A 23,377-nucleotide genomic window follows, 5' to 3' on the forward strand; every position below is an offset into this window, starting at 1 on the left:
AAATCGAAGGGAAACAAATGGCTCAGCATGACGGCGACACAGGCGCCGCTGCCGGCTCGGAGCTCGTGAAGAGCCCGGGACGTGAAGTCTCCCCCGGCACGGCCGTCATTGCACCTGACGCCTTTGAGAACCCCGGACTTCCGCCGCACAGCGATCGAGTGACCGACCTCGACCCGAAGAAGGAAAAGGAAGCCGAGCGCGTCGTTGCGGGTATGTTCGCGCTCTCCATCGTCGGCACCGTGATGGCGATCGTCGCCTACATCGTTGTTCCGATCGAGCCTGGCGACCTCAACTCGACTCGCCTCAACAACCTTTTCGTCGGGCTGGGCATCGCACTCGCGCTGATTCCGATCGGTATTGGCGCGATCCACTGGGCGAAGAACCTGATGACGTATGTCGAGATGACTGAGGCCCGCCACGGTACCCGTGGCACTGAGGAGACGCGCGCGATCGCAGCGAACGTGTTCACCCTCGGAAACCAGGAGTCCGGCTTCAACCGCCGCAAGCTGATCCGCAACACGCTGATCGGAGCGCTAGCGCTCTCGCCGCTGCCCGCGGTCGTGCTGTTCCGCGACCTCGCGCCCGCCGCTGACCCGGTACCGCTCCTCAAGACCACGCTGTGGGACAAGGGCATTCGGCTCGCCAAGGACCCGTCCGGAACGCCGATCAAGGCATCCGAAGTCACCCTCGGCAGCGTCTTCCACGTGATCCCGGACAACCTGGCCGACGCGGAGCACCCGCTCGAAGAGAAGGCCAAGGCCGCGGTGCTCCTCATGCGCCTCAAGCCCGAGGACCTGAACGTCTCCGCCGGCCGTGAGGACTGGAACTACGACGGCATCGTCGCCTATTCCAAGATCTGCACCCACGTCGGATGCCCGGTGGCACTGTACGAACAGCACACGCACCACCTGCTGTGCCCCTGCCACCAGTCGCAGTTCGACATCACCCAGGAAGCAGCGGTCATCTTCGGACCCGCCAAGCGTCCTCTTCCCCAACTTCCGATCACGGTGGATGCCGAGGGCTACCTCGTCGCCCGTAGCGACTTCACCGAACCTGTCGGCCCTAGCTTCTGGGAGCGTTCACTATGAGCACCGCCGCTGGCACAGCAACAGTTACAGAGCCAAGCGCGAACACCACCCCGCCCGGCCCGGGCATGCGCTTCACTGGGGCTGCCGCGAACTACCTGGACGAGCGCACGAGCATCTCGGGCATCGTCAGGGAACTCGGCCGCAAGGTCTTCCCCAACCACTGGTCATTCATGCTCGGCGAGGTCGCGCTGTACAGCTTCATCGCGATCCTTCTCTCCGGCACGTTCCTGACCTTCTTCTTCGACCCGTCGATGAGCCACGTGACCTACGAGGGCTCGTTCGTGCCGCTGAAGGGCATCGAGATGTCGGCGGCCTACGCCTCCACGCTCGACATCACCTTCGACATCCGTGGTGGCCTGCTCATGCGCCAGGTCCACCACTGGTCGGCGCTGCTGTTCGTGGCCTCGATCGGGCTGCACATGCTGAGAGTGTTCTTCACCGGCGCCTTCCGCAAGCCGCGTGAGCTCAACTGGGTGATCGGCTTCGTGCTGTTCATCCTCGCGATGGCTGAGGGCTTCACCGGCTACTCGCTGCCGGATGACCTGCTCTCGGGCAACGGCCTCCGCATTATCGACGGAATGGTCAAGGGCTTCCCGATCGTCGGAACCTGGATCTCGTACCTGCTCTTCGGCGGAGAGTTCCCGGGCACCGTGATCGTGCCGCGCCTGTTCGTACTGCACATCATGCTGCTGCCGGCCCTGCTCATCGCGGCACTGGGTCTGCACCTGCTGCTGATGGTCATCAACAAGCACACCCACTTCGCCGGCCCCGGCCGCACGAACGACAACGTCGTGGGCGTTCCGGTCATGCCGCTGTTCGCCGCGAAGGCCGGTGGGTTCTTCTTCGTGGTGTTCGGCGTCATCGTGCTGATCTCGTCGACGTTCACGGTCAACCCGATCTGGAACTACGGACCGTACGACCCCTCCCCCGTTTCCGCCGGTACTCAGCCTGACTGGTACATCGGATTCGCCGATGGTGCGCTGCGACTGATTCCGCCGGGCTGGGAGTTCGAGCTGTGGGGCTTCACCGTCACGCTCAGCATCCTGATTCCGGCTGCGATCCTCGGCCTGTTCCTGCTGGCCGTCGCGGTCTACCCCTTCCTCGAGGCGTGGATCACCGGCGACAAGCGCGAGCACCACATGGCAGAGCGTCCGCGCAACGCCCCGGTTCGCACCGCGATCGGAGCTGCGGGTGTGGTCTTCTACGGCGTCATGTGGGCCGCGGCGAGTTCCGACCTCATCGCCACACACTTCATGTTGTCCATCGAGTGGGTGACCCACGCGTTGCAGGCGCTGATCATCCTCGGCCCGATCTTCGCCTACTGGATGACGAAGCGCATTTGCATCGCGCTGCAGAAGAAGGACCGCGAGATCGCGCTGCACGGCTACGAATCGGGACGCATCGTGCGGCTCCCCGGCGGCGAGTACATCGAGGTGCACCAGCCCCTCAACGAGTACGACCGCTGGCGCCTGGTCGACTACGTCGACTACAAGCCGCTCATGCTCCGCCCGAACGCGCGTGGAAAGATCTCGCCGGTTCAGCGGGTGCGTGCGATCCTCTCGCGCTGGTTCTTCGAGGACCGCATCTCCCCGGTCACCCGCCGGGAGATCGAGTCGGATGGCCACCACTAAGCAGTAAACGACGGAACGGCCGCATCCTCTTGGGGATGCGGCCGTTTTGCGTTGTGGGGTGGTGTTCGTTTCGGTGGTCGCCGAGACCCCGCTCTCGACTCCCCTCGAACGCTGGGTACGAGGGGTCTCAAAGCGGCCCAAATGAGACTCTTCACAATGCAGGGTGCACTCGGGGCGAAACTCTAACCTGAGGGCATCCCCCAAGCAGAGGAGCTTCCATGGGCACAGTAGTCATGTACAGCTCGGTGTCAGTGGACGGCTTCATCGCGGACGACAACGACCAGCCCGGACCGCTGTTCGACTGGTTGCTCAGCGGTGACGTGCCGTTGGACGAGAGCGGCGTGTTGAAGGTGTCACAAGCGTCCTACGACTACACCCGGCCGTACTGGGACCAGATCGGGGCGACAATCGCCGGCCGCCACGTCTTCGATATGACGGACGGCTGGGACGGGAAGCCTCCAGGCGGGGTCGACCACGTGGTCGTCGTGACGCACCGGCCTAGCCCTGCGGGCTGGGACCCCGAGGCGCCGTTTCACTTCGTCGACGGCGTCGAAGCAGCCGTGGCCAAGGCGCAGGAGCTCGCGGGTGACCGCATCGTCGAGGTCGCCGCCGGCGACGTCGGTGGCCAGGTGCTTGCCGCGGGGCTTGTCGACGAGGTGCGCATGGACGTCGTACCCGTCGTGTTCGGGTCTGGCAAGCGCTACTTCGGGTCGGTCCACGCGCAGCACCTGTTGGAGGGACCTGACGTGGTGATTCAGGGCAACCGGGTGCTTCACCTGCGCTATCGGGTGCGCCGTTGACACCAAGGGGGAAGCGGGGTTAAAAGGCAGATCGGGGACGGACCCGAAAGGTCCGTCCCCGATCTAAGACGTTGTTGCGTCAGCGACCGAAGTAGCCCCGGTAGTACTCGAACGTCCAGCCAACGATCGCAACGATCGCCAGCGCGAAGCCGATGAGAACGATCCAGGTGCCGACGGCGATCCCCAGGAACACCGTCGCTGCCGCAGTACCCAGCATGACCGGCCACCAGCTCCACGGGCTGAAGAAGCCGACCTCAGGGTCACCGTCATCGACAGTGGACTCGGGACGGTCCTCCGGCAGTTCGGCGCCCTGCGCCTTGTAGGTCTTACCCAGGTAGAACGCCACCAGCCCGAAGAGGGCGGCAGACAGGAACAGCGCGAGAGTGCCTACCCACTCGATAGTCCCGTGGAAGGGGTCAAGCAGGCTCCACACCGCGTAGGTGATCCCGACGGCCACGAAGAAGACGGCGAGTACCCAGAACAGGACGATATTGGTCTTCACGTGCCCTACTTCACTTTCTCGTCAGAGGCGTCGATCACAGGGGCATCCGGGGCGTCCTTGAGCGGCCCGATGCCAACCGGAATGCCCGCTTCGGGGTGGTTGAGGTCGAACGCCGGGGACTCGGAACGGATGCGCGGGATCGACGTGAAGTTGTGCCGCGGCGGTGGCGACGAGGTCGCCCACTCGAGAGAGCGGCCGTAGCCCCACGGGTCGTTCACCGTGACGAGCGGTGCGCGACGCGCGGTGATGAACACGTTGTACAGGAACGGGATCATCGAGATGCCGAGCAGCATCGCGCCCACCGTCGACAGTTGGTTCATCCAGGCGTAGCCGTCCTCAGGCTGGTAGGTGGCGTAACGACGGGGCATGCCCATGACGCCGAGCCAGTGCTGGATGAGGAAGGTCGCGTGGAAGCCGATGAACAGCAACCAGAAGTGGATCTTGCCGAGCCGCTCGTTGAGCATCCGGCCGGTCCACTTCGGCCACCAGAAGTAGAAGCCGGAGAACATCGCGAACACCACGGTTCCGAACACGACGTAGTGGAAGTGCGCCACGACGAAGTAGGTGTCCGAGACGTGGAAGTCCAGCGGCGGGCTCGCGAGGATGACGCCGGTGAGGCCACCAAAGGTGAACGTCACGAGGAAGCCGATCGCCCAGAGCATGGCGCTCTCGAACGTCACTGATCCTCGCCACATCGTGCCGATCCAGTTGAAGATCTTCACGCCGGTCGGGATGGCGATGAGCATGGTCATCAAGGCGAAGAACGGCAGCAGCACCGAGCCGGTCACGTACATGTGGTGAGCCCACACGGTAATCGACAGCGCGGCGATGGCGACAGTCGCGTAGACCAGGGTCTTGTAGCCGAAGATCGGCTTGCGGCTGAACACCGGGAAGACCTCGGAGACGATGCCGAAGAACGGCAGCGCGATGATGTACACCTCTGGGTGCCCGAAGAACCAGAACAGGTGCTGCCAGAGCAGCGCACCGCCCGCGTCGACGTTGTAGATGTGTCCATTCAGCACGCGGTCCATCGCCAGACCCATCAGCGCGGCAGCAAGCGGCGGGAAAGCCATCAGCACGAGCAGCGAGGTGATGAGGGTGTTCCAGGTGAAGATCGGCATGCGCCACATGGTCATACCGGGCGCGCGCATCGTGATGATCGTGGTGATGAAGTTCACCGCGCCGAGGATGGTTCCGAAGCCGCTGAGCCCGAGGCCAAGGACCCACAGGTTACCGCCGACTCCCGGAGAGAAGGTCGTGGATGACAGCGGGGCGTAGGCGAACCAGCCGAAGGATGCCGCACCTTGCGGAGTGAGGAATCCGGCGACTGCGATGAGGCTTCCCCAGCTGAAGAACCAGTAGGACAGCGCGTTCAGCCGCGGGAACGCGACATCCGGCGCGCCGATCTGGAGCGGCATGATCCAGTTCGCGAAGCCGAAGAACAGCGGCGTCGCGAACATCAGCAGCATGATCGTGCCGTGCATGGTGAAGAGCTGGTTGTACTGCTCCTTGGTCTGCAGGATCTCCAGGCCCGGCTGGAACAGCTGAGCGCGGATGACCAGCGCCATCACTCCGCCGAGGCAGAAGTAGATGAAGGAGGTGACCAGGTACAGCGAGCCGATGCGCTTGTGGTCGGTGGTGGTGATCCAACCGAGGATCTTGTCGCCCTTGGTCCCGACCTTGGAAGCGGTGAAGTCTGTTCCCGTTGAGGAGCCGCCAACCGTGGTGCGGGTTGCCGTCGAAGTGGTAGTCATTTCTTCGTTGTCCTACTCGTTTTCCCGGATGGCCGGAGCGTCACGGCCCGGCTGGTTCTGGTTCCTGTCAAGGTCCTGGCCGATCGTGCCGGTGAAGCCGGCATCCGCCAGTGACTGGATGTAGTCCTCGTACTCGTCTGCGGAGACGACCTCCACCTGGAAGAGCATGAGCGAGTGGAACTCGCCGCACAGCTCGGCGCACTTGCCCATGTACGTTCCTTCCTTCTCAGGAATGAAGTACATGTGGTTGCTCTTGCCGGGAATCATGTCCTTTTTGTAAAGGAAGTCAGGTACCCAGAAGGAGTGGATGACGTCGCGGCTCTCGAGGATGATCTCGACGGTCTGACCGACCGGCAGCACGAGGGTGGGCAGCGCGTCGTAATCGATGAACGGGCTCTCGTCCGTCTGCTGGGCCTGAATGCCCTGGTAGTAGACGCCCTCGCCGCCGGGTCCCTCGTTCAGGTAGTTGAAGTCCCACGACCACTGCTTGCCGTGGACCTCGATCTGCACGTCGGGGTTCTCGATCGGCTGTTCGATGCTGGCCTGCTCACGCGCGGTGAAGGCGAAGAAGCCGATGATGAGGATGAACGGCACGATCGTGTAGAAGAACTCGATCGGCATGTTGTAGCGCAGCTGAACCGGAAGGCCGACCTGCCCCTTGCGTCGGCGGTACACGACCATGCTCCAGATGATGAGGCCCCACACGGCGAGCCCGACGAGCAGCAACACGATCCAGGAAGTCACCCATAGGCCGGTGATTCCATCGGTGTGGTTGGTGATGCCTGGTTCACCAGGCATATACCCCCGGAGCTGCTGCGGAGTGCACCCGGCTACGACGAGAGCAATCGCCGCCGCTACCGGAATGGCAATCCAACGAAGACGGGCTTTAGAGCGCACCTGGAACCTCTCGGAATGTCTGCGGACGTACAACAAAGGAGTCTATTCGACCTGCCGCAAGCCTACTCCGAATGGCGCGCCCACTGTTGTCCACCGGGCACCGCCGGGCGAGTTGCGCTCCTGGTCGCGCGGGTTAACGACGAAGGGAGCCGGATGCGTGGCATCCGACTCCCTTACGTGGCAAGTGTCTAGCTGAACGAGTCGCCGCACGCGCAGCTGCCGGCCGCGTTCGGGTTGTCGATCGTGAAGCCCTGCTTCTGGATGGTGTCCTCGAAGTCGATGGTCGCGCCCTCGAGGTACGGAGCACTCATCTTGTCCACCACGACCTCGACGCCGTCGAAGTCGTGTGTCGCGTCGCCGTCCAGGAGCCGCTCGTCGAAGTAGAGCTGGTAGATCAGGCCGGAGCAGCCGCCCGGCTGCACCGCGACGCGCAGGCGCAGGTCGTCACGACCCTCCTGCTCGGTGAGCGCACGCACCTTGGCGGCCGCGGCGTCGGTGAGGCCGACACTGTGGGTGGACTCGGTCAGCGTTACGTCAGTCATCTACTGCTCCCCTACTAGGAAATCTGCTCTCAGTGTACGCGCTTGCCTCACACGTTCCCTGAACGGCCCGCGTTGAGTCTGGCCAGCAGAATCGCCTCGGTCAGAATCGCCCTCTTGAAAACGCCCAGGTGCAGCGACTCGTTGGGGCTGTGCGCGCGCGTGTCGGGGTCCTCGACACCGGTGACCAGGATCTGCGCGTCCGGGAACTGCTCGACGAGGTCCGCGATGAACGGGATGGAGCCGCCGACTCCGGTGTCCACGGCTGCCGTGCCCCACGCATCCGCCATCGCCTGCTTCGCCTCGGCGACCGCCCAGCCGCTGGTGTCGACCAGGAACGGGTTGCCGAGGTCGACATCGTCGATCGCGAGGTGGGCGCCGAACGGCGCGTTCGCCTCCAGGTGCGCCTTGATCGCTTCGAAGGCGTCCTCTGCACGCTGTCCGGGGGCGATGCGCACGCTGATCCGCACCGCGACGGACGGGATGAGCGTGTTCGACGCGTTGGCGACATCCGGGGCGTCGATGCCGGTCACCGTGATCGACGGCTTGAACCACATGCGCTCGAGGATCGGGCCGGTGCCGATCGAAGAGACGCCCTCGAGCAGCGCGGCGTCGCGGCGCAGGTCCTCTTCGGCGCTGTCGGGAACCGGAGCGTCGTGCGTGGTGAGGCCGGCGACAGCCGGGGTGCCCTGCTCGTCGTGCAGGGTGGCGAGGAGTCGCGTGGTGGCGAGCATCGCATCCGGCACCGCTCCCCCGAACATCCCGGAGTGCGACGCGTGGCCGAGCGTGCTGATCGTCAGCCGGAAGGTGACGTTGCCGCGCAGCGCAACGGTCAGGGCGGGGGTGTCGACGTCCCAGTTATCGGAGTCGGCGACGACGATGACGTCGGCCGCGAGCTCGTCCCTGTGCTGCATCAGGAAGTTCTTGAAGGAGCGGGAGCCGAACTCCTCCTCCCCCTCGATGAACACCGCCAGGCCGAGGTCGAAGTCGGACCCGGTGGTCTCCACGAGTGCGCGGATGGCGGCCACGTGCGCCATCACGCCGGCCTTGTCGTCCGCGGCGCCGCGCCCGTACAGGCGGTCGCCCTTGACCGTCGGCTCGAACGGGCTGGTCTCCCAGTCCTCATCCTTGCCGGGCGGCTGCACGTCGTGGTGGGCGTAAAGCAGGATGGTCGGCGCCCCGTTGCGTGCGGCGCGGGTGGCGAGGACGGCGGGCTGACCCAGCGCATCCGTTTCCCCGATGGTGGCGCGCGAGATCTTCACCGATTCGAACACGCCGGTGCCCTGGAGAAGGGCCGCGACGGCATCCGCACTCTTCTGGACGTGTGCGGGGTCGAAGGCCGCCCAGGACACGGACGGGATGCGCACGAGGTCGGACAGGTCGGCGATGGCGGTCGGCAGCCCGGCTTGCACCGCCTCGGCGAGCGGTTCGATGGGCACAGCGGCGGTCGGTGGGGTCAGGGTCATGCGGGTAATCTTAACGGGACAAGAACTTAGGGACCCATGGTGGCGAAACCAAGCAACAAGGAAGAGCACGTCGAGTACGAGCTCAACACGGACAGCATCTCCGGCAAGGGGCGACCGACCCCGACACGCAAGGAGCGCGAGGCCGCCAACAAGCGTCCCCTCGTGTCGAACGACCGCAAGACTGCCAACAAGGAGGCGCGGGCGAAGATGGCCGAGGCCCGCGAGAAGGCACGACTCGGCATGGCAGCCGGCGACGAGAAGTTCCTGCCGGTGCGCGACAAGGGACCGCAGCGCCGGTTCGTCCGTGACTGGGTGGATGCCCGGTTCAACGTCGGCGAGGTGCTGATCCCGGTCATGTTCCTGGTCATCATCCTGACGTTCATTCAGGACGTCAACGTGCAGATGGTCGCGATCATCGTGCTGTGGACCTTCTTCATCGCGTCGGTGCTCGACGGGGTGTTCCTGGGAATGCGGATCCAGAAGAAGCTCGCCGCGAAGTTCGGCGCTGCCAACGTGCAGAAGGGCAGCCGCTGGTATGCCGCGATGCGCGGCATGCAGATGCGCCCGATGCGCCTGCCGAAGCCTCAAGTCAAGCGCGGGCAGTACCCGAAGTAGTCGCCGCGCGCTTGCGCGGGTCGAATAGCCACGCGCGGGTCGAATTCGACCGGCGCGTGGGTGATCGTCCCTCGCGTGCGAGCTGCTAGCGCCAGCCGAGCCCGGGCGCCACGTGCTTCAGGATGCTCTCGAGCAGCTGCGCGTTGTACTCGACACCGAGTTGGTTCGGCACGGTGACGAGCAAGGTGTCCGCTGCCTCGATCGCCGCATCCTGCGCGAGTTGCTCGATCAGGGCATCCGGTTCGCCGATGTAGCTCTTGCCGAACCGGGCCAGCGTGCCGTCGATCTGGCCGACCTGGTCCTTGCCCTCGACCTGCGCGCGCAGGCCGAAATAGTGGTGGTCCTCGTCGGTGACCAGCGGGATGATGCTGCGGCTGACCGAGACGCGTGGCGTCCAGTCATGGCCGGCTTCCACCCAGGCATCGCGGTACACCTGGATCTGCTCTGCCTGCAGGTCACCGAATTCCTCGCCGGTGTCCTCCGTCAGCAGTGTCGAGCTCATCAGGTTCATGCCCTGCTCTGCGGTCCACTTGGCGGTCGCGCGGGTGCCGGAGCCCCACCAGATCCGCTCGCGCAGCCCGGGTGATTGCGGTTCGATCGCGAGCCCGCCGCTGTGTCCGGTCATCTGCGGGTTGGCTGCCACCACGGCGGCGCCCTCGATCGCCTGCAGGAAGATCTGTGTCTTGGTGCGCGCGTCGTCGTCCGCGGTGCGCTCCTCGGCCGGCACGTAGCCGAATGCCTCGTAACCGTTCATGGCGGGTTCGGGTGAACCGCGGCTCACTCCGAGTTGCAGCCGCCCGTTGCTGATCAAGTCGGCCGCAGCCGCCTCTTCAGCCATGTAGAGCGGATTTTCGTAGCGCATGTCGATGACGCCCGTGCCGAGTTCTATCGTGCTGGTCCGCGCCCCCATCGCCGCCAGCAGCGGGAACGGTGATGCGAGTTGCGGTGCGAAGTGGTGCACCCGCACGAACGCGCCGTCGGCGCCCAGTTCCTCGGCAGCGACCGCCAGTTCGATCGACTGCAGCAACGCGTCCTGAGCCGTGAGGACGAGCGATCCGGGAACGTCCTGGTAGTGGCCGAAACTGAGGAAGCCGATGCGTTTCATGATGGGGTCAGCGTACGCTCGCTCCCCCGTATTCCCGTCAGCGCGCTGGCGCGACCGGCAGCCAATCGCCGCGCACCCTCCGCGTGACGCTCCAGTCGATGACGCGCGCGACGGTGTCGACGACGGATGCGACGTGAGCGCCCAGCTGCATCGCGGTCTCGTCGTCGTCGCCCGTGAAACGGACGGTCAGCTGAGCACGACCGCGGCGAACACCGACATCGGCGGCCTCAACGTTCGCCATTTCGGCAACCGCCGCGGTGGCGGTGGGCAGCACGCTGTCGGCGGTCGCACCGACCCGCAGTTCGCCCACGGTGACGGTCACTCGAAACGACGGCACGTCACTCAGCGCAGTGCGCGCAGTCCGCGGTTGATCTGGCGCGCCCAGAGCGGGCCGCGGTAGAGGAACGCGGTGTAGCCCTGCACAAGGGTCGCCCCGGCGGCGAGCCGTTCCGCGACATCCGCCGCGCTTTCCACCCCACCGACCGAGATCACGCACAGCTCGGGCGGGACGACCGAGCGGATGACGCGCAGCACCTCCAACGACCGGGCAGCAAGCGGCGCTCCGGACAGTCCGCCGGCGCCCGCCTTCTCGACGACGGCCGGATCGCTCTTCAGGTCGGCCCGCGAAATCGTGGTGTTGGTCGCGATCATGCCCGACAGCCCGAGCCGGATGGTCAGTTCGGCGATCGCGCGCACCTCGTCGTCGGTCAGGTCGGGGGCGATCTTCACGAGCACGGGCGTCTCCCCCGCCGCCCCACGCACCGCCTTCAGCAGCGGCTCGAGCTTGTCGATCTCCTGCAGGCCGCGCAGTCCGGGCGTGTTCGGTGAGCTGACATTGACCGCCAGATAGTCGGCAAGCGGAGCGAGCAGGCGCGTGCTCTCCAGGTAGTCGTCGATCGCCTGGTCGACCTCGACCACGCGCGACTTGCCGATGTTGGCGCCGATCACCGGCCGGCCCGGCCTGGTTTTCTCGCGCGCGAGACGCTTCGCGGCCTCCGCCGAACCGTGGTTGTTGAAGCCCATCCGGTTGATGACCGCGCGGTCGGCGACCAAGCGGAACAGCCGCGGCTTCTCGTTGCCCGGCTGCGGGCGGGCGGTCACGGTGCCGATCTCGACATGTCCGAAGCCGAGTTGGCCGAGACCGCGGATGGCTGCGCCGTCCTTGTCGAAGCCGGCCGCCACCCCGAATGGCGACGAGAACCGCAGGCCGAGCGTCTGCACCGCGAGGCGGGCATCCGCCCGGGTGAAGCGCCGCACGATCCGCCCGAGGCCGGTCGCCGCGATGCCGCGAATGACGATCATCGCCAGATGGTGGGCTCGCTCGGGGTCAAGCCGCGAGAGGACGAGAGTGAAGAGTGCGCGATACATGCCGTGGCAAGGCTACCGGCTGACCGGCGCGCCCTCTGCCCGCCAGTCGCGAGCCGGACCGGGCGGTCTACTCGCTCAGCGCATCCGATTCGCGCTGTTCGGTCTCCCGCTCGACGCGCAGCAGCGTGATGGCAGACTCGAAGTCCTCGAGCGACTCGAACGCCTGGTAGACGCTTGCGAAGCGCAGGTAGGCGACCTCGTCGAGTTCTCGCAACGGTGGCAGGATGGCGAGCCCGATGTCGTTTGCGTCGATCTGCGACGCGCCGGTGGCCCGGATGGACTCCTCCACCCGTTGCGCGAGCACAGCGAGATCGGTGTCCGTCACCGGGCGTCCCTGGCAGGCCTTGCGCACGCCGGAGACGATCTTCTCGCGGCTGAACGGTTCAACCACACCGCTGCGCTTCACCACGTTGAGGCTCGCGGTCTCGGTGGTGCTGAACCGGCGACCGCACTCCGGGCATTGCCGACGGCGGCGGATGGACAGCCCGTCGTCACTCGTGCGTGAGTCGATCACGCGCGAGTCAGGAAACCTGCAGAACGGGCAGAACATGGTGCCTCAAGGTTACGTCACCGGCCCCAGAGAACCGCTGAGGCCGCCCTCGGCATGGCGCGTCAGTCGGCGAAGCGCGCGGTGACCGCGTCGGCGTGGGCCGGCAGGTCCTCCGCGGTGGCGAGTGCCCGGATGCGCCGCTCGACCTCCGCGAGTGCGTCGCGCGAGTAACGGACGACCTGTTGCGGCCGCAGGAAGGTGTACGCGCCGAGACCCGACGAGAACCTGGCCTGCCCGCCGGTCGGCAGCACGTGATTCGACCCGGCGAGGTAATCGCCGAGACTCACCGGCGCGTTGGCCCCGACGAAGATCGCCCCTGCGCTGTCGATCTCGGCGAGCACAGCATCCGGGTCCTCGGTCTGCAGCTCGAGATGCTCCGGGCCGTACGCGTTGCTCAGCCGCGCGGCAGCGTGCAGGTCGTCGACCACCACGATCGCCGACTGGCGTCCCTTCAGGGCGGCAGCCACCCGCTCGCGGTGGTGCGCCTCGGAGGCGAGCCGCGCGACCTCGGCGTCCACGAGTTCGGCGAGCTCGGCGGAGTCGGTGACGAGCACCGCTGCGGCCAGTTCGTCGTGTTCCGCCTGGCTGATGAGGTCGGCCGCGACCAGGTACGGGTCGGCCCCTGAATCCGCGATGATCAGGATCTCGGTCGGCCCCGCTTCCGCGTCGATGCCGACCACACCGCGCACGAGGCGCTTCGCGGCCGCGACGTACACGTTGCCGGGGCCGGTGATGAGCTCGACCGGCTCGAGACCGATGTCAGGCACTCCCCACGCGAGCGCCCCGATCGCCCCGGCACCGCCGATGGCGTAGACCTCCTCGACGCCGAGCAGCCCGGCCGCCCCGAGGATGGTCGGGTGCACCGAACCGCCGAACGCCTTCTGCGGCGGCGACACGATCGCCACCGACTTCACGCCCGCGGCCATCGCCGGCACGACGTTCATCACGACGCTCGATGGGTAGACCGCCTTGCCGCCCGGCACGTAGAAGCCGACACGGTGGATCGGCTGCCAGCGCTGCTCGACCTGCGCACCTTGCCCGAGCGCAGTCACCGCCGGTGGCGGAAGTTGCGCGGCGGATGCCTCGCCGACGCGGTAGATCGCCTCCTCGAGCGCCTCCCGCACCGCCGGGTCCAGTGCGTCGACGGCGGCCTCGATGGCGGATGCCTCCACCCGCAGCGACGTCGGCCGCACCCCATCGAGCCGCTCCGCCTGGTCAAGCAGGGCGGCTGACCCGCGCTCCCGCACGCCCTCGATGAGCTCGGCGGCGGTCGCGATCGCGACCGAGACATCCGTCTGGGCACGCGGAATGATTGTGCGCAACTCGCTGCGGCTGAAGTCCCTGCCGCGGAGGTCTATCGTCTGAATCATGGCGGCTTCAAGCATACGGCGCGGGAATACCGCCCCCTCCTAAGCGACTTGAGGTCAACGACATGGCAACTCCAGAGGACACGCGCGACATCGCCCACGACATCGACGCCTTCAAGCAGGCGTTCCGCAGGCTCGCAGCCGGCGTGTCAGTCATCACCGGCCGAACCCCCGATGGCCTTCCCGTGGGGTTCACCGCCACCTCGCTCGCATCGCTCGCGGCCGTCCCGCCGATGGCGAGCTTCAACATGGCGCGCGTCTCGACCGCGTGGCCGGCCATCGAGGGCACCGAACATGTGCTCATCCACATGCTCGGCTCGCGCAACCGGGCGATCGCCGAACGCATGTCCGGCCGGCACGAGGATCGCTTCAACGGCGACCACTGGCAGCCGGGGCCGGCCGGGCTGCCGCTGCTGAAGGACGTCCCGGCCTGGATGCTCGGACGCATCATCGGCAGGCATCCGCACCACGGCAACGCGGTTGTGGTGGTGCAGATCCAGGATGGCGCGCTCGGCGCCGACGATGAGGCGCTGCTCTACTTCGAGCGCGCCTACCACCGGCTGCACCCGCTCGACTGACCGGGGGTCAGGTCAGGCAGTTCGGGCCGAGCAGCCCCTTCAGCTCCCCGTACAGGTCGGGCGTCACCTTCACCGGGTACGGCACCTCGAACACCCGCGCGCTCCCCCTGGTCATGAGCTTCAGGCGGACCTCGTTCTCGCCACGGTGCCGGCCGAGGACCTCGCTCAGCGCGGTCACGACATCCGTCGTCGCACGCTGCTCTGGCAGGGAGATGATCAGCGGCCCGGTGTCCATCGCGTTGCCCAGGTCGGGCACCATCAGGCTGATCGCCTGCAGGTTGATGCCGTCGTCGCGCACGCTCACCCGACCCCGGATGACCGCGATGCTGTCGGCCAACAGCTGCGGCTGGAACTCCAGGAACGTCTTGCCGAGGAACATCACGTTGATCTCGCCGCCGAAGTCCTCGACCTGCACCATGCCGTACTGGTTGCCGGAGTTCTTCGCGGTGCGGAACTGCACGCTGGTGAGCAGGCCGGCGATCGTCACGATGTCGCCGTCCTCGACGGTCTCCCCCTCGAGAAGATCGTGGATGCCGATGGATGCGTGCTTCGCCAGCTGCAGCTCAAGGCCGGCGAGCGGGTGGTCGCTGACGTACAGCCCGAGCATCTCCCGCTCGAACGCGAGCTTGTCGCGCTTGGACCACTCTGGTCGCACCGGCACCTGGCTCTCGGCCGGCGGCTCCTCCCACAGGCTGTCGAAGTCAAACCCGACCTGGCCGTTCGCCTCCGCGCGCTTCTGGGACACGGCCGAGTCCACCGCGTCCTCGTGGATCTCCATGAGCGCGCGCCGGGTCGAGCCGAACGAGTCGAAGGCGCCGGCCTTGATGAGCGATTCGACCGTTCGCTTGTTCGCCACCGGGATGGGCACTTTGCCGAGGAAGTCATGGAACGCGGTGAAGCGGCCCTTCTGCTCGCGCGCGGTCTTGATCGCCTCGACGACGTTGAACCCGACGTTGCGCACAGCGCCGAGGCCGAACCGGATGTCGGTGCCGACGGCGGCGAAGAACCCGATGGACTCGTTGATGTCGGGCGGCAGCACCTTGATGCCCATGCGGCGGCACTCGTTGAGGTACACCGCAAGCTTGTCCTTGGAGTCGCCGACGCTCGTCAGCAGCGCGGCCATGTACTCGGCCGGATAGTGCGCCTTCAGGTAGGCGGTCCAGTACGAGATGACGCCGTACGCGGCGGAGTGCGCCTTGTTGAACGCGTAGTCGGAGAACGGCAGCAGGATGTCCCAGAGCGTCTTGATCGCACCCGTCGAGTAGCCGCGTTCCAGCATGCCGGCGCTGAAGTCTTCGTACTGCTTGTCCAGTTCGGACTTTTTCTTCTTGCCCATGGCACGCCGCAGCAGGTCCGCTTGGGCGAGGGTGAACCCGGCCAGCTTCTGCGCGATCGACATGACCTGCTCTTGGTAGACGATCAGCCCGTAGGTGGTGCCAAGAACATCCTGGAGCGCCTCAGAGAGCTCCGGATGGATGTAGTCGATCTTCTGCTGCCCGTTCTTGCGCAGCGCATAGTTGGTGTGAGAGTCGGCACCCATCGGTCCCGGCCGGTATAGGGCAAGCACAGCCGAGATGTCCTCGAAGTTGTCGGGCTTCATGAGGCGGAGCAGGCCGCGCATCGGCCCGCCATCGAGCTGGAACACCCCCAGCGTGTCGCCCCGCGCCAGCAGTTCGTATGCTGCCGGGTCGTCCAGGGCCAGATCCTCGAGCACCGGGCGCTCGCCGCGGTTCGACTCGATGTTGTCGAGGGCGTCGTCGATGATGGTGAGGTTGCGCAGCCCCAGGAAGTCCATCTTGATCAGGCCGAGCGACTCGCACGCCGGGTAGTCGAACTGGGTGACTGTCTGCCCGTCCTGCTCCCGCTTCATGATCGGGATGATGTCGATCAGCGGCTCGCTCGACATGATGACGCCGGCCGCGTGCACGCCCCACTGCCGCTTCAGGTTCTCCAGGCCGAGCGCGGTGTCGAAGACGGTCCGCGCATCCGGGTCCGTCTCGACGACGGTGCGGAGGTCGACCGCTTCCTTGTACCGCGGGTGGGCCTTGTCGAACACACCGGTGAGCGGGATGTCCTTGCCCATGACCGCAGGCGGCATCGCCTTGGTGAGCTTCTCCCCCATGCCGAACGGGAAGCCGAGCACGCGCGAGGAGTCCTTGAGCGCCTGCTTGGCCTTGATGGTGCCGTAGGTGACGATCTGCGCGACCCGCTCGTCGCCATACTTCTCGGTCACGTAGCGGATGACCTCGCCGCGGCGGCGGTCGTCGAAGTCCACATCGAAGTCGGGCATCGAGACGCGGTCGGGGTTCAGGAACCGCTCGAAGATCAGCCCGTGCTCGATCGGGTCGAGGTCGGTGATACGCATCGCGTAAGCGGCCATCGAGCCGGCGCCGGAGCCACGGCCCGGACCGACCCGGATGCCGTTGCGCTTAGACCAGTTGATGAAGTCGGCGACGACCAGGAAGTAGCCGGCGAAGCCCATCTGCGAGATGACGCCGATCTCGTAGTCTGCGCGCTCCTGCACGTACTGTGGGATGCCGTTCGGGTAGCGCGCCTTCAGGCCGTCCTGGACCTCCTTGACGAACCAGGTGTCCTCGGTCTCGCCCTCCGGCACCGGGAAGCGAGGCATGTAGTTCGCCTGGGTGTTGAACTGCACGCCCGCTCGCTCGGCGATGAGCAGCGTGTTGTCGCACGCCTCCGGATAGTCCCGGAAGATGTGCCGCATCTCCGCCGCCGTCTTCAGGTAGAACTCGTCGGTGTCGAACTTGAAGCGGTTTGGGTCGTTCAGCGTCGAACCGGACTGCACGCACAGCAGCGCCGCGTGGCTGCCCGCGTCGTGCGCGTGCGTGTAGTGCAGGTCGTTGGTGGCGACCAGCGGCAGGCCCAGTTCCTTGGCGAGCCGCAGCAGGTCGCTCTGCACCCGCCGCTCGATGTCGAGGCCGTGGTCCATGAGCTCGCAGAAGAAGTTCTCCGCGCCGAACACGTCGCGCAGCTCGCCCGCGGCCCGTTTCGCCTCTTCGTACTGGCCGAGCCGCAACCGAGTCTGGATCTCGCCGCTGGGGCATCCGGTGGTTGCGATCAGACCCTTGCCGTAGCTGTGCAGCAGCTCCCGGTCGATGCGCGGCTTGAAGTAGTAGCCCTCCATGGAAGCCAGCGAGGACAACCGGAACAGATTGTGCATGCCCTCGGTGGACTCCGAGAGCAGCGTCATGTGGGTGTACGCACCCGAGCCGGAGACGTCGTTCTCGCCGCCGTCGCCCCAGCGCACGCGGGTCTTGTCGCTGCGGTGGGTGCCAGGGGTTACGTACGCCTCCATGCCGATGATCGGCTTGATTCCGGCGTCGGTGGCTGTGCGCCAGAAGTCGAATGCGCCGAAGGTCTGACCGTGGTCGGTGACGGCGATCGCCGGCATCCCCTGTTCGACGGCGGCTTGGATGAGCGGGGCGACGCGGGCGGCGCCGTCAAGCATCGAGTATTCGCTGTGCACGTGCAGGTGCACGAATGAGTCGCTGCTGGTGGGCAATGAATCTCCGAGTAACGAGGGTGGGCCTCCAGCCTAAGACCCACCACCGGCTTCCCGTCGCGCCTCGCGCTTGACGCGTCGGTCGAACAGCACGGCTCCGACGATGGCAACGAGAATCATCAGCACGAGCGTGATGCCGAGGACCACGAACTCCCTCTCGCCCATGAACAGCCCGACGGCGCCGCCGACAATTCCGATGATCCCGACAGCGATGCTGAACGGCAGGTAGAGCTTCAAACCCGCTTCCCACGCGGCATCCGATTCGCTGTCCTTGCGTCGGCGCAGGCCGTTGATGTGCGTCGGCCGCGGACTGCGGGTCAGGGTGGTGATGTTGCTGATCAGGATGATCACCCCGAGTGCGATGACGAAGTAGCCCACGTCACCAGCCTACGAGGGTCGCCCGACCAAGAAGCCGCGTCAGGAGGCGCGGCGGAGTTCGTCGAGCGCGTGCTGGAGGTCATCCGGGTACCCGGTGCGGAACTCGACGTACTCCCGCGCTCCCGGGTGGGTGAAGCCCAGCCGTACGGCGTGCAGCCACTGTCTCGTCAGACCCAGCCGCGCGGTGATCGTCGGGTCGGCGCCGTACATGCTGTCGCCGACGCACGGGTGCCGCTGGGCTGCCATGTGCACCCGGATCTGGTGGGTTCGCCCGGTCTCCAGGTGCACCTCGATCAGGCTCGCGCTCGGGAACGCCTCGAGGGTCTCGTAGTGGGTGATCGACGGCTTGCCGTCGGAGACCACCGCGAACTTCCACTTCGAGCCCGGGTGACGACCGATCGGCGCGTCAATGGTGCCGGTCAGCGGATCCGGATGCCCCTGCACCACCGCGTGGTAGATCTTGTCCACCTCCCGGTCGTGGAACTGGCGCTTCAAGTCGCTGTAGGCGCGCTCGCTCTTCGCCACCACCATGAGGCCGCTCGTTCCGGCGTCGAGCCGGTGCACGATGCCGGCTCGCTCAGAAGCGCCGGAGGTGCTGACCCGGAAGCCGGCTGCGGCAAGGGCGCCGAGCACGGTCGGGCCGTCCCAGCCGATCGACGGATGCGCTGCCACCCCGATCGGCTTGTCCACCACGACGATGTCGTCGTCATCATGCACGATCGTGAGCTCTGGCACCGCGAGCGGGACGACGGCCGGAGCCTCTTTCGGCTGCCACTGCACTTCGAGCCACGCGTCGCGTGCCAGCCGATCCGACTTGCCGAGGGTCTGCCCGTTGGCGGTCACCCCGCCGGCGTCGATGACCTCGGCCGCGAAGCTGCGGGAGAATCCGAGGAGCTTGGACAACGCCGAGTCGGCACGTTCGCCGACCAGGCCGTCTGGCACCGGCAGGCTGCGAGATTCCATGGCTCCTACTTCTCGCCGGTATCCGCGGCCGACTGCGCTCCGGCGTGCCGCCGACCGTCGAGTCCGACGCCGCGGATGGTCAGCAGGATGAACAACCCCATGCTGGAGACGATGAAGATGTCCGCGACGTTGAAGATCGCCGGGAAACCCCAGACCTGGATGAAGTCGATCACATGGCCGATCGCGAAGCCCGGGTCACGGAAGAACCGGTCGGTGAGGTTCCCCAGGGTGCCGCCCAGCAGCATCCCGAACAGGATCGCCCAGCTGAGCGATCGGATGCGTCGCGCGTACCAGATGATGAAGATCGTCACGCCGGTGGCGACGATCGAGAACACCCACGTGCTGCCGCTCGCGAGCGAGAATGCCGCGCCCGGATTCTTCACGAAGTGGAACTGCAGGAGCTGACCCAAGACGGGGAACATCTCCCCGATGTCCATCGACGAGATGATGAGGAACTTGCTGAGCTGGTCGAGGCCGTAGACCAAGACAGCGACGAGCGCGAGGACGATCAACGCCCTCGCGCTCGTTAGCGCCTGGGTTCGGGCCTTCGGCTCAGTTGCCGCCAAAGCCCTGGAAGCTTGCCGGAGGCGGTGTCGGCACGGAACCGTAGTCGACCGATGCGGGTGCGCCGCTGGTCACCGCTGACGAGTCGAGGTCGCTGAGCAGACCCTCGAGGTGGCCCTTCAGCTTCTGGCGGTACTCGCGCTCGAAGGTGCGCAGTTCGTCGATCTTCTGCTCGAGTGCGGTGCGCTCCTGCTCGAGGGTGCTGAGGCGGGCACGCTGCTGCGCCTCGGCCTCGCCGACGATCCGTGCGGCGGTGGCGTGCCCCTCGGCGATGAGCGCGTCGCGCTTCTCGGCGCCCTCACGCACGTGCTCCTCGTGGAGACGGCGCGCGAGCTGAAGCAGGTTGTTGGTGCTCGTGGGGTCGTCCTGCACAGGCGCGGGGAACACCGCGGGTGCGGGGACCGGCGCCGGGGCGGGTGCGACCGGGGCGGCCTCGGTAACAGCGGGCTGCACCGGAGCGGCAGCGGGAGCCGATGCACCGCTGCGCTGCAGCTCGTTGATACGCGCCTCGCTCGCAGCCAGTCGCTGGCGCAGTTCCTCGTTCTCCTGATTCAGGCGACGCAACTCGACGACGACCTCGTCGAGAAAATCGTCGACCTCATCCTGGTCGTAGCCCTCACGGAACCGGGTCGGTTCAAACCGCTTGTTGACCACATCTTCAGGCGTCAGGGCCATTGGTGCCACCTTCACAACTCATCGGGCGCGTCAGGAGAGACGTACCAGTAACGCTAACAAATAATCCCCCACCGGTCGTAAGTGCCGCTTACGGTGCGGCCGCGTGTCCGAACCAAAGGATCGAACGACCTGCTTGTCAAGAGTACACAGCCACCTTGCGCGTAACCTCCCAGGGACCGGATGCGCTACAGGATAGCGGGGCGTCCGCTCCGGCGGGAGCCCCCATTCGCGCCGCCCCTACCCGACGCGAGCCAGTGCGAGCGCGACGTAGATGAGGATGATCACCGCGAGCATGACGATGCTCCAGGCGAAGTCGAGCGCAGCGCCGCCGACGCGCAGCGGCGGTACGACTCGGCGCACCGCCCGGATGGGCGGGTCGGTCAGAGCGTAGATGATCTCCGCGATGACCAAACCGAAGCCGCGGGGACGCCATTGCCTGGCGAACGCGCGAACCAGGTCCAGGATGAAGCGCGCCCACAGCACCAGCAGGTACAGCAGCAGGGCGTAATAGAGGATGGTCCCGATGATCGCCATCAGAACCGCCCGAACCGACTCACGCTTGCGGGAAGAACGACGCGTCCACGTCCGCGTCGAGTTCGGCCTCGTCGCCGCTCACTGCGACGTGAGCGGGTGAGAGCAGAAATACCTTGTTCGTCACACGCTCGATTTTGCCATAGAGGCCCTGAGAGAGTCCGCTGGCGAAGTCCACGAGGCGACGCGCCTCCGGTTCGCTCATCTGGGACAGGTTGATGATGACCGGGATGCCCTCACGGAAGCTCTCGGCGATGACCTGGGCGTCCTTGTACTGGCGCGGGTGCACGGTGAGGATCTCGTTGAGCTCGGCCTGCGGCGCCGCCTTGACCGGGGTCGCTCGGCGCAGCGGTGTCACCGGCGCACGCTGCCCGGTCTGCTGATGGTGAGGAGCTGCGGCCTGGACGGGAGCCGGCGCGCCATGCTGCTGATGTTGCTGCTGCTGTTGCTGCGGAGCGTCGTCGTAGTCGAACTCCTCGTCGGCGAGTCCCAAATAGACCATGGTCTTGCGCAACGGGTTTGCCATCTCGTCCTCCTGTAGAACTTCTGCTTGCCAGATTAATCGCGCGGAGGCCGGTTTCCGGTGATTGCCGTGCCGATACGAAGGTGTGTCGCGCCCTCCCAGATGGCTTCCCGGAAATCTCCAGACATCCCCGCGGAGATCCAGGTCGCATCCGGAGCGTGCGTCCGCACCCGCTCGGAAGCCGCCCGAACTCGCGCGAACGCGCCGCGCGGGTCCTCATCGAGCGGCGCGACGGCCATCACGCCGCGCAGCCTGAGACCAGATGTCTCGAGCACCTTCTCGACGAGTTGATCCAGTGCGTCGTCGCCGACGCCGCCGCGGCCGGGGTCGTCGGTCAGGTTCAACTGGATGAGCGCGTCGATCTCCTTCTCGTCGGATGCGAGGGCGTCGACCAGGTTGTCCCGGTCGATGGAGTGGATGACATCGGCGTACTGGCGGACCGCGCGGGCCTTCTTGCTCTGCAACTGGCCGACGAAATGCCAGCGCACGTCCACGTCGGTCAGTTCCGCCGCCTTGGCGTGAGCCTCCTGATGCCGGTTCTCGCCGATGTCGCGCATGCCGAGCGCGGCGAGCTCGCGCACGAGCGACGCGGGGTGGAACTTGGTGACGACGATCGTCGTCAGCTCGCCCGGGTCGCGTCCGGCCTCGCGCGCGGCATCCGCCAGCTGCTGCTGCACCGTCGCGACCCGCTCAGCAAGCGGCGCGGACTGATCGGTCATTTCAGGAAGTCGGGGATGTCCAGGTCGTCGCTGGCGTCATCGAACGCCGGGTCGGCGCTGGGGACCGGCACCTCGGGCTCGGCGCCCCACACCGGCGTGCTGGCGGGTTCGGCGACCGGTTCTGCGACGGCGGCGGAGGTGACCGCGGGCGCGACCGCTCCGGCGGTGACGTAGTTGGAGCGACGGTCGGCCTTGCGAGTCGCAGGCTCGCCACCGTCGAATCCGGCCGCGATGACGGTGACGCGCACCTCGTCGCCCAGGGTGTCGTCGATCACCGCGCCGAAGATGATGTTCGCCTCGGGGTGCACGGCTTCCTGCACCAGGCGGGCCGCGTCGTTGATCTCGAAGATGCCGAGGTTCGAGCCGCCCTGGATGGACAGCAGCACGCCGTGCGCGCCGTCGATGCTGGCCTCGAGCAGCGGGCTCGCGACCGCGAGTTCTGCGGCCTTGATCGCCCGGTCGGCACCACGAGAGGATCCGATGCCCATGAGTGCCGAACCGGCACCCTGCATGACCGACTTCACGTCGGCGAAGTCGAGGTTGATCAGGCCCGGCGTCGTGATGAGGTCGGTGATGCCCTGCACGCCGGCGAGGAGCACCTGGTCGGCGGTCGCGAACGCTTCGAGGAAGCTGATGCCACGATCGCTGATCTCCAGGAGGCGGTCGTTCGGGACGACGATGAGGGTGTCGACCTCACCCTTCAGAACCGCAACGCCATCCTCGGCCTGGGCCGCCCGGCGCTTGCCTTCGAAGCCGAACGGCTTGGTGACGACACCGATCGTGAGAGCGCCGATCGACTTGGCGATGCGCGCGACGACCGGGGCGCCACCCGTTCCGGTGCCGCCGCCCTCACCCGCGGTGACGAACACCATGTCGGCGCCGGCCAGGGCCTCTTCGATCTCCTCGGCGTGGTCTTCCGCGGCACGGCGACCGACCTCGGGGTCGGCTCCAGCACCAAGGCCGCGGGTCAGTTCCCGTCCGACGTCCAGCTTGACGTCGGCGTCGCTCATGAGCAGCGCCTGCGCATCGGTGTTGATCGCGATGAACTCGACTCCGCGGAGTCCCATCTCGATCATGCGGTTGACGGCGTTCACGCCACCACCGCCGATGCCGACCACCTTGATGACGGCGAGGTAGTTCTGATTCGATGTCACGTCCGGCCTCCGGTGGTACGTTCAACCTCTACTTGAGGTCTAAAGTTAAGCTTCACTTGCTTTTCCTACTCAGACGCTAATTCCGAC

24 protein-coding genes are annotated in these 23,377 nt (G+C 66.4%); 5 read left to right on the forward strand and 19 right to left on the reverse strand.

The annotated features are described in order from the left end of the window. The first annotated feature begins 17 nt into the window (after positions 1-17). From IRG63_RS06930 to IRG63_RS06940, 3 genes are all read left to right on the forward strand, one after another. Positions 18-1,088 carry a ubiquinol-cytochrome c reductase iron-sulfur subunit gene (locus IRG63_RS06930; protein WP_168627165.1) on the forward strand — a complete coding sequence of 357 codons (1,071 nt, stop codon included), beginning with the start codon at positions 18-20 and terminating at the stop codon, positions 1,086-1,088. A 65-nt stretch (positions 1,089-1,153) separates the two neighbouring features. Beyond that, complete coding sequence (locus IRG63_RS06935) at positions 1,154-2,719, forward strand: cytochrome bc complex cytochrome b subunit (protein ID WP_227411942.1); 1,566 nt, start codon at positions 1,154-1,156, stop codon at positions 2,717-2,719. A 218-nt stretch (positions 2,720-2,937) separates the two neighbouring features. Continuing rightward, positions 2,938-3,519 carry a dihydrofolate reductase family protein gene (locus IRG63_RS06940; RefSeq protein ID WP_193509654.1) on the forward strand — a complete coding sequence of 194 codons (582 nt, stop codon included), beginning with the start codon at positions 2,938-2,940 and terminating at the stop codon, positions 3,517-3,519. Between the two features lie 79 nt (positions 3,520-3,598). On the opposite strand, the gene IRG63_RS06945 is transcribed toward IRG63_RS06940, so the two are convergent. From IRG63_RS06945 to IRG63_RS06965, 5 genes are all read right to left on the reverse strand, one after another. Next, on the reverse strand, positions 3,599-4,021 hold the full coding sequence (locus tag IRG63_RS06945; protein ID WP_193509655.1) for a cytochrome c oxidase subunit 4: 423 nt from the start codon (positions 4,019-4,021) through the stop codon (positions 3,599-3,601). Positions 4,022-4,026: 5 nt separating this feature from the next. After that, the gene (ctaD, locus tag IRG63_RS06950) at positions 4,027-5,775 is read right to left on the reverse strand and encodes a cytochrome c oxidase subunit I (RefSeq protein ID WP_193509656.1); all 1,749 of its coding nucleotides are present in this window, start codon (positions 5,773-5,775) and stop codon (positions 4,027-4,029) included. Positions 5,776-5,787: 12 nt separating this feature from the next. Then, positions 5,788-6,672, reverse strand: coding sequence for a cytochrome c oxidase subunit II (gene coxB / locus IRG63_RS06955; RefSeq protein WP_168627160.1), 885 nt, complete (start codon positions 6,670-6,672; stop codon positions 5,788-5,790). A gap of 188 nt (positions 6,673-6,860) precedes the next feature. Beyond that, a complete protein-coding gene (gene erpA / locus IRG63_RS06960) occupies positions 6,861-7,214 on the reverse strand; it encodes an iron-sulfur cluster insertion protein ErpA (protein ID WP_168627159.1) in 354 nt (117 codons plus the stop codon). 47 nt (positions 7,215-7,261) lie between these two features. Further along, positions 7,262-8,677 carry a dipeptidase gene (locus tag IRG63_RS06965; protein ID WP_168627158.1) on the reverse strand — a complete coding sequence of 472 codons (1,416 nt, stop codon included), beginning with the start codon at positions 8,675-8,677 and terminating at the stop codon, positions 7,262-7,264. 39 nt (positions 8,678-8,716) lie between these two features. Here IRG63_RS06965 and IRG63_RS06970 point away from each other — a divergent pair, with 39 nt between their 5' ends. After that, positions 8,717-9,292: a DUF3043 domain-containing protein gene (locus IRG63_RS06970; protein ID WP_349236178.1), complete on the forward strand. Its 576-nt coding sequence runs from the start codon at positions 8,717-8,719 to the stop codon at positions 9,290-9,292. A gap of 85 nt (positions 9,293-9,377) precedes the next feature. On the opposite strand, the gene IRG63_RS06975 is transcribed toward IRG63_RS06970, so the two are convergent. The 5 genes from IRG63_RS06975 to hisD form a co-directional block, all read right to left on the reverse strand. Then, on the reverse strand, positions 9,378-10,397 hold the full coding sequence (locus IRG63_RS06975; protein WP_168627156.1) for an LLM class flavin-dependent oxidoreductase: 1,020 nt from the start codon (positions 10,395-10,397) through the stop codon (positions 9,378-9,380). 37 nt (positions 10,398-10,434) lie between these two features. Continuing rightward, a complete protein-coding gene (locus IRG63_RS06980) occupies positions 10,435-10,719 on the reverse strand; it encodes a hypothetical protein (RefSeq protein WP_168627155.1) in 285 nt (94 codons plus the stop codon). Between the two features lie 20 nt (positions 10,720-10,739). Then, on the reverse strand, positions 10,740-11,765 hold the full coding sequence (locus tag IRG63_RS06985) for a quinone-dependent dihydroorotate dehydrogenase (protein ID WP_193509657.1): 1,026 nt from the start codon (positions 11,763-11,765) through the stop codon (positions 10,740-10,742). A 67-nt stretch (positions 11,766-11,832) separates the two neighbouring features. Beyond that, entirely contained in the window at positions 11,833-12,315 is a 483-nt protein-coding gene (nrdR, locus tag IRG63_RS06990) for a transcriptional regulator NrdR (RefSeq protein WP_168627153.1), read from the reverse strand. 62 nt (positions 12,316-12,377) lie between these two features. After that, a complete protein-coding gene (gene hisD / locus IRG63_RS06995; protein ID WP_193509658.1) occupies positions 12,378-13,685 on the reverse strand; it encodes a histidinol dehydrogenase in 1,308 nt (435 codons plus the stop codon). A gap of 62 nt (positions 13,686-13,747) precedes the next feature. Here hisD and IRG63_RS07000 point away from each other — a divergent pair, with 62 nt between their 5' ends. Then, the gene (locus IRG63_RS07000; RefSeq protein WP_168627151.1) at positions 13,748-14,260 is read left to right on the forward strand and encodes a flavin reductase family protein; all 513 of its coding nucleotides are present in this window, start codon (positions 13,748-13,750) and stop codon (positions 14,258-14,260) included. Between the two features lie 7 nt (positions 14,261-14,267). Here IRG63_RS07000 and dnaE read toward each other — a convergent pair whose 3' ends face one another. From dnaE to ftsZ, 9 genes are all read right to left on the reverse strand, one after another. After that, entirely contained in the window at positions 14,268-17,729 is a 3,462-nt protein-coding gene (dnaE, locus tag IRG63_RS07005) for a DNA polymerase III subunit alpha (RefSeq protein ID WP_370566210.1), read from the reverse strand. An 87-nt stretch (positions 17,730-17,816) separates the two neighbouring features. Beyond that, positions 17,817-18,161: a hypothetical protein gene (locus IRG63_RS07010; protein ID WP_168627149.1), complete on the reverse strand. Its 345-nt coding sequence runs from the start codon at positions 18,159-18,161 to the stop codon at positions 17,817-17,819. A gap of 39 nt (positions 18,162-18,200) precedes the next feature. After that, complete coding sequence (locus IRG63_RS07015; RefSeq protein ID WP_168627148.1) at positions 18,201-19,124, reverse strand: RluA family pseudouridine synthase; 924 nt, start codon at positions 19,122-19,124, stop codon at positions 18,201-18,203. 5 nt (positions 19,125-19,129) lie between these two features. After that, on the reverse strand, positions 19,130-19,636 hold the full coding sequence (lspA, locus tag IRG63_RS07020) for a signal peptidase II (protein WP_193509660.1): 507 nt from the start codon (positions 19,634-19,636) through the stop codon (positions 19,130-19,132). 40 nt (positions 19,637-19,676) lie between these two features. Next, on the reverse strand, positions 19,677-20,363 hold the full coding sequence (locus IRG63_RS07025) for a DivIVA domain-containing protein (protein ID WP_168627146.1): 687 nt from the start codon (positions 20,361-20,363) through the stop codon (positions 19,677-19,679). A gap of 237 nt (positions 20,364-20,600) precedes the next feature. After that, positions 20,601-20,897, reverse strand: a complete 297-nt coding sequence (locus IRG63_RS07030; protein WP_168627145.1) for a YggT family protein — start codon at positions 20,895-20,897, stop codon at positions 20,601-20,603. A gap of 19 nt (positions 20,898-20,916) precedes the next feature. Beyond that, entirely contained in the window at positions 20,917-21,420 is a 504-nt protein-coding gene (locus IRG63_RS07035) for a cell division protein SepF (RefSeq protein WP_193509661.1), read from the reverse strand. A gap of 32 nt (positions 21,421-21,452) precedes the next feature. Then, a complete protein-coding gene (locus IRG63_RS07040; protein ID WP_168627143.1) occupies positions 21,453-22,136 on the reverse strand; it encodes a YggS family pyridoxal phosphate-dependent enzyme in 684 nt (227 codons plus the stop codon). Then, positions 22,133-23,290, reverse strand: a complete 1,158-nt coding sequence (gene ftsZ / locus IRG63_RS07045; RefSeq protein WP_168627142.1) for a cell division protein FtsZ — start codon at positions 23,288-23,290, stop codon at positions 22,133-22,135. Before ftsZ ends, IRG63_RS07040 begins: the two co-directional genes overlap by 4 nt. Positions 23,291-23,377 lie beyond the last annotated feature (87 nt).

It is taken from the genome of Cryobacterium sp. BB736 (genome assembly GCF_014980265.1).
GTDB lineage: Bacteria > Actinomycetota > Actinomycetes > Actinomycetales > Microbacteriaceae > Terrimesophilobacter.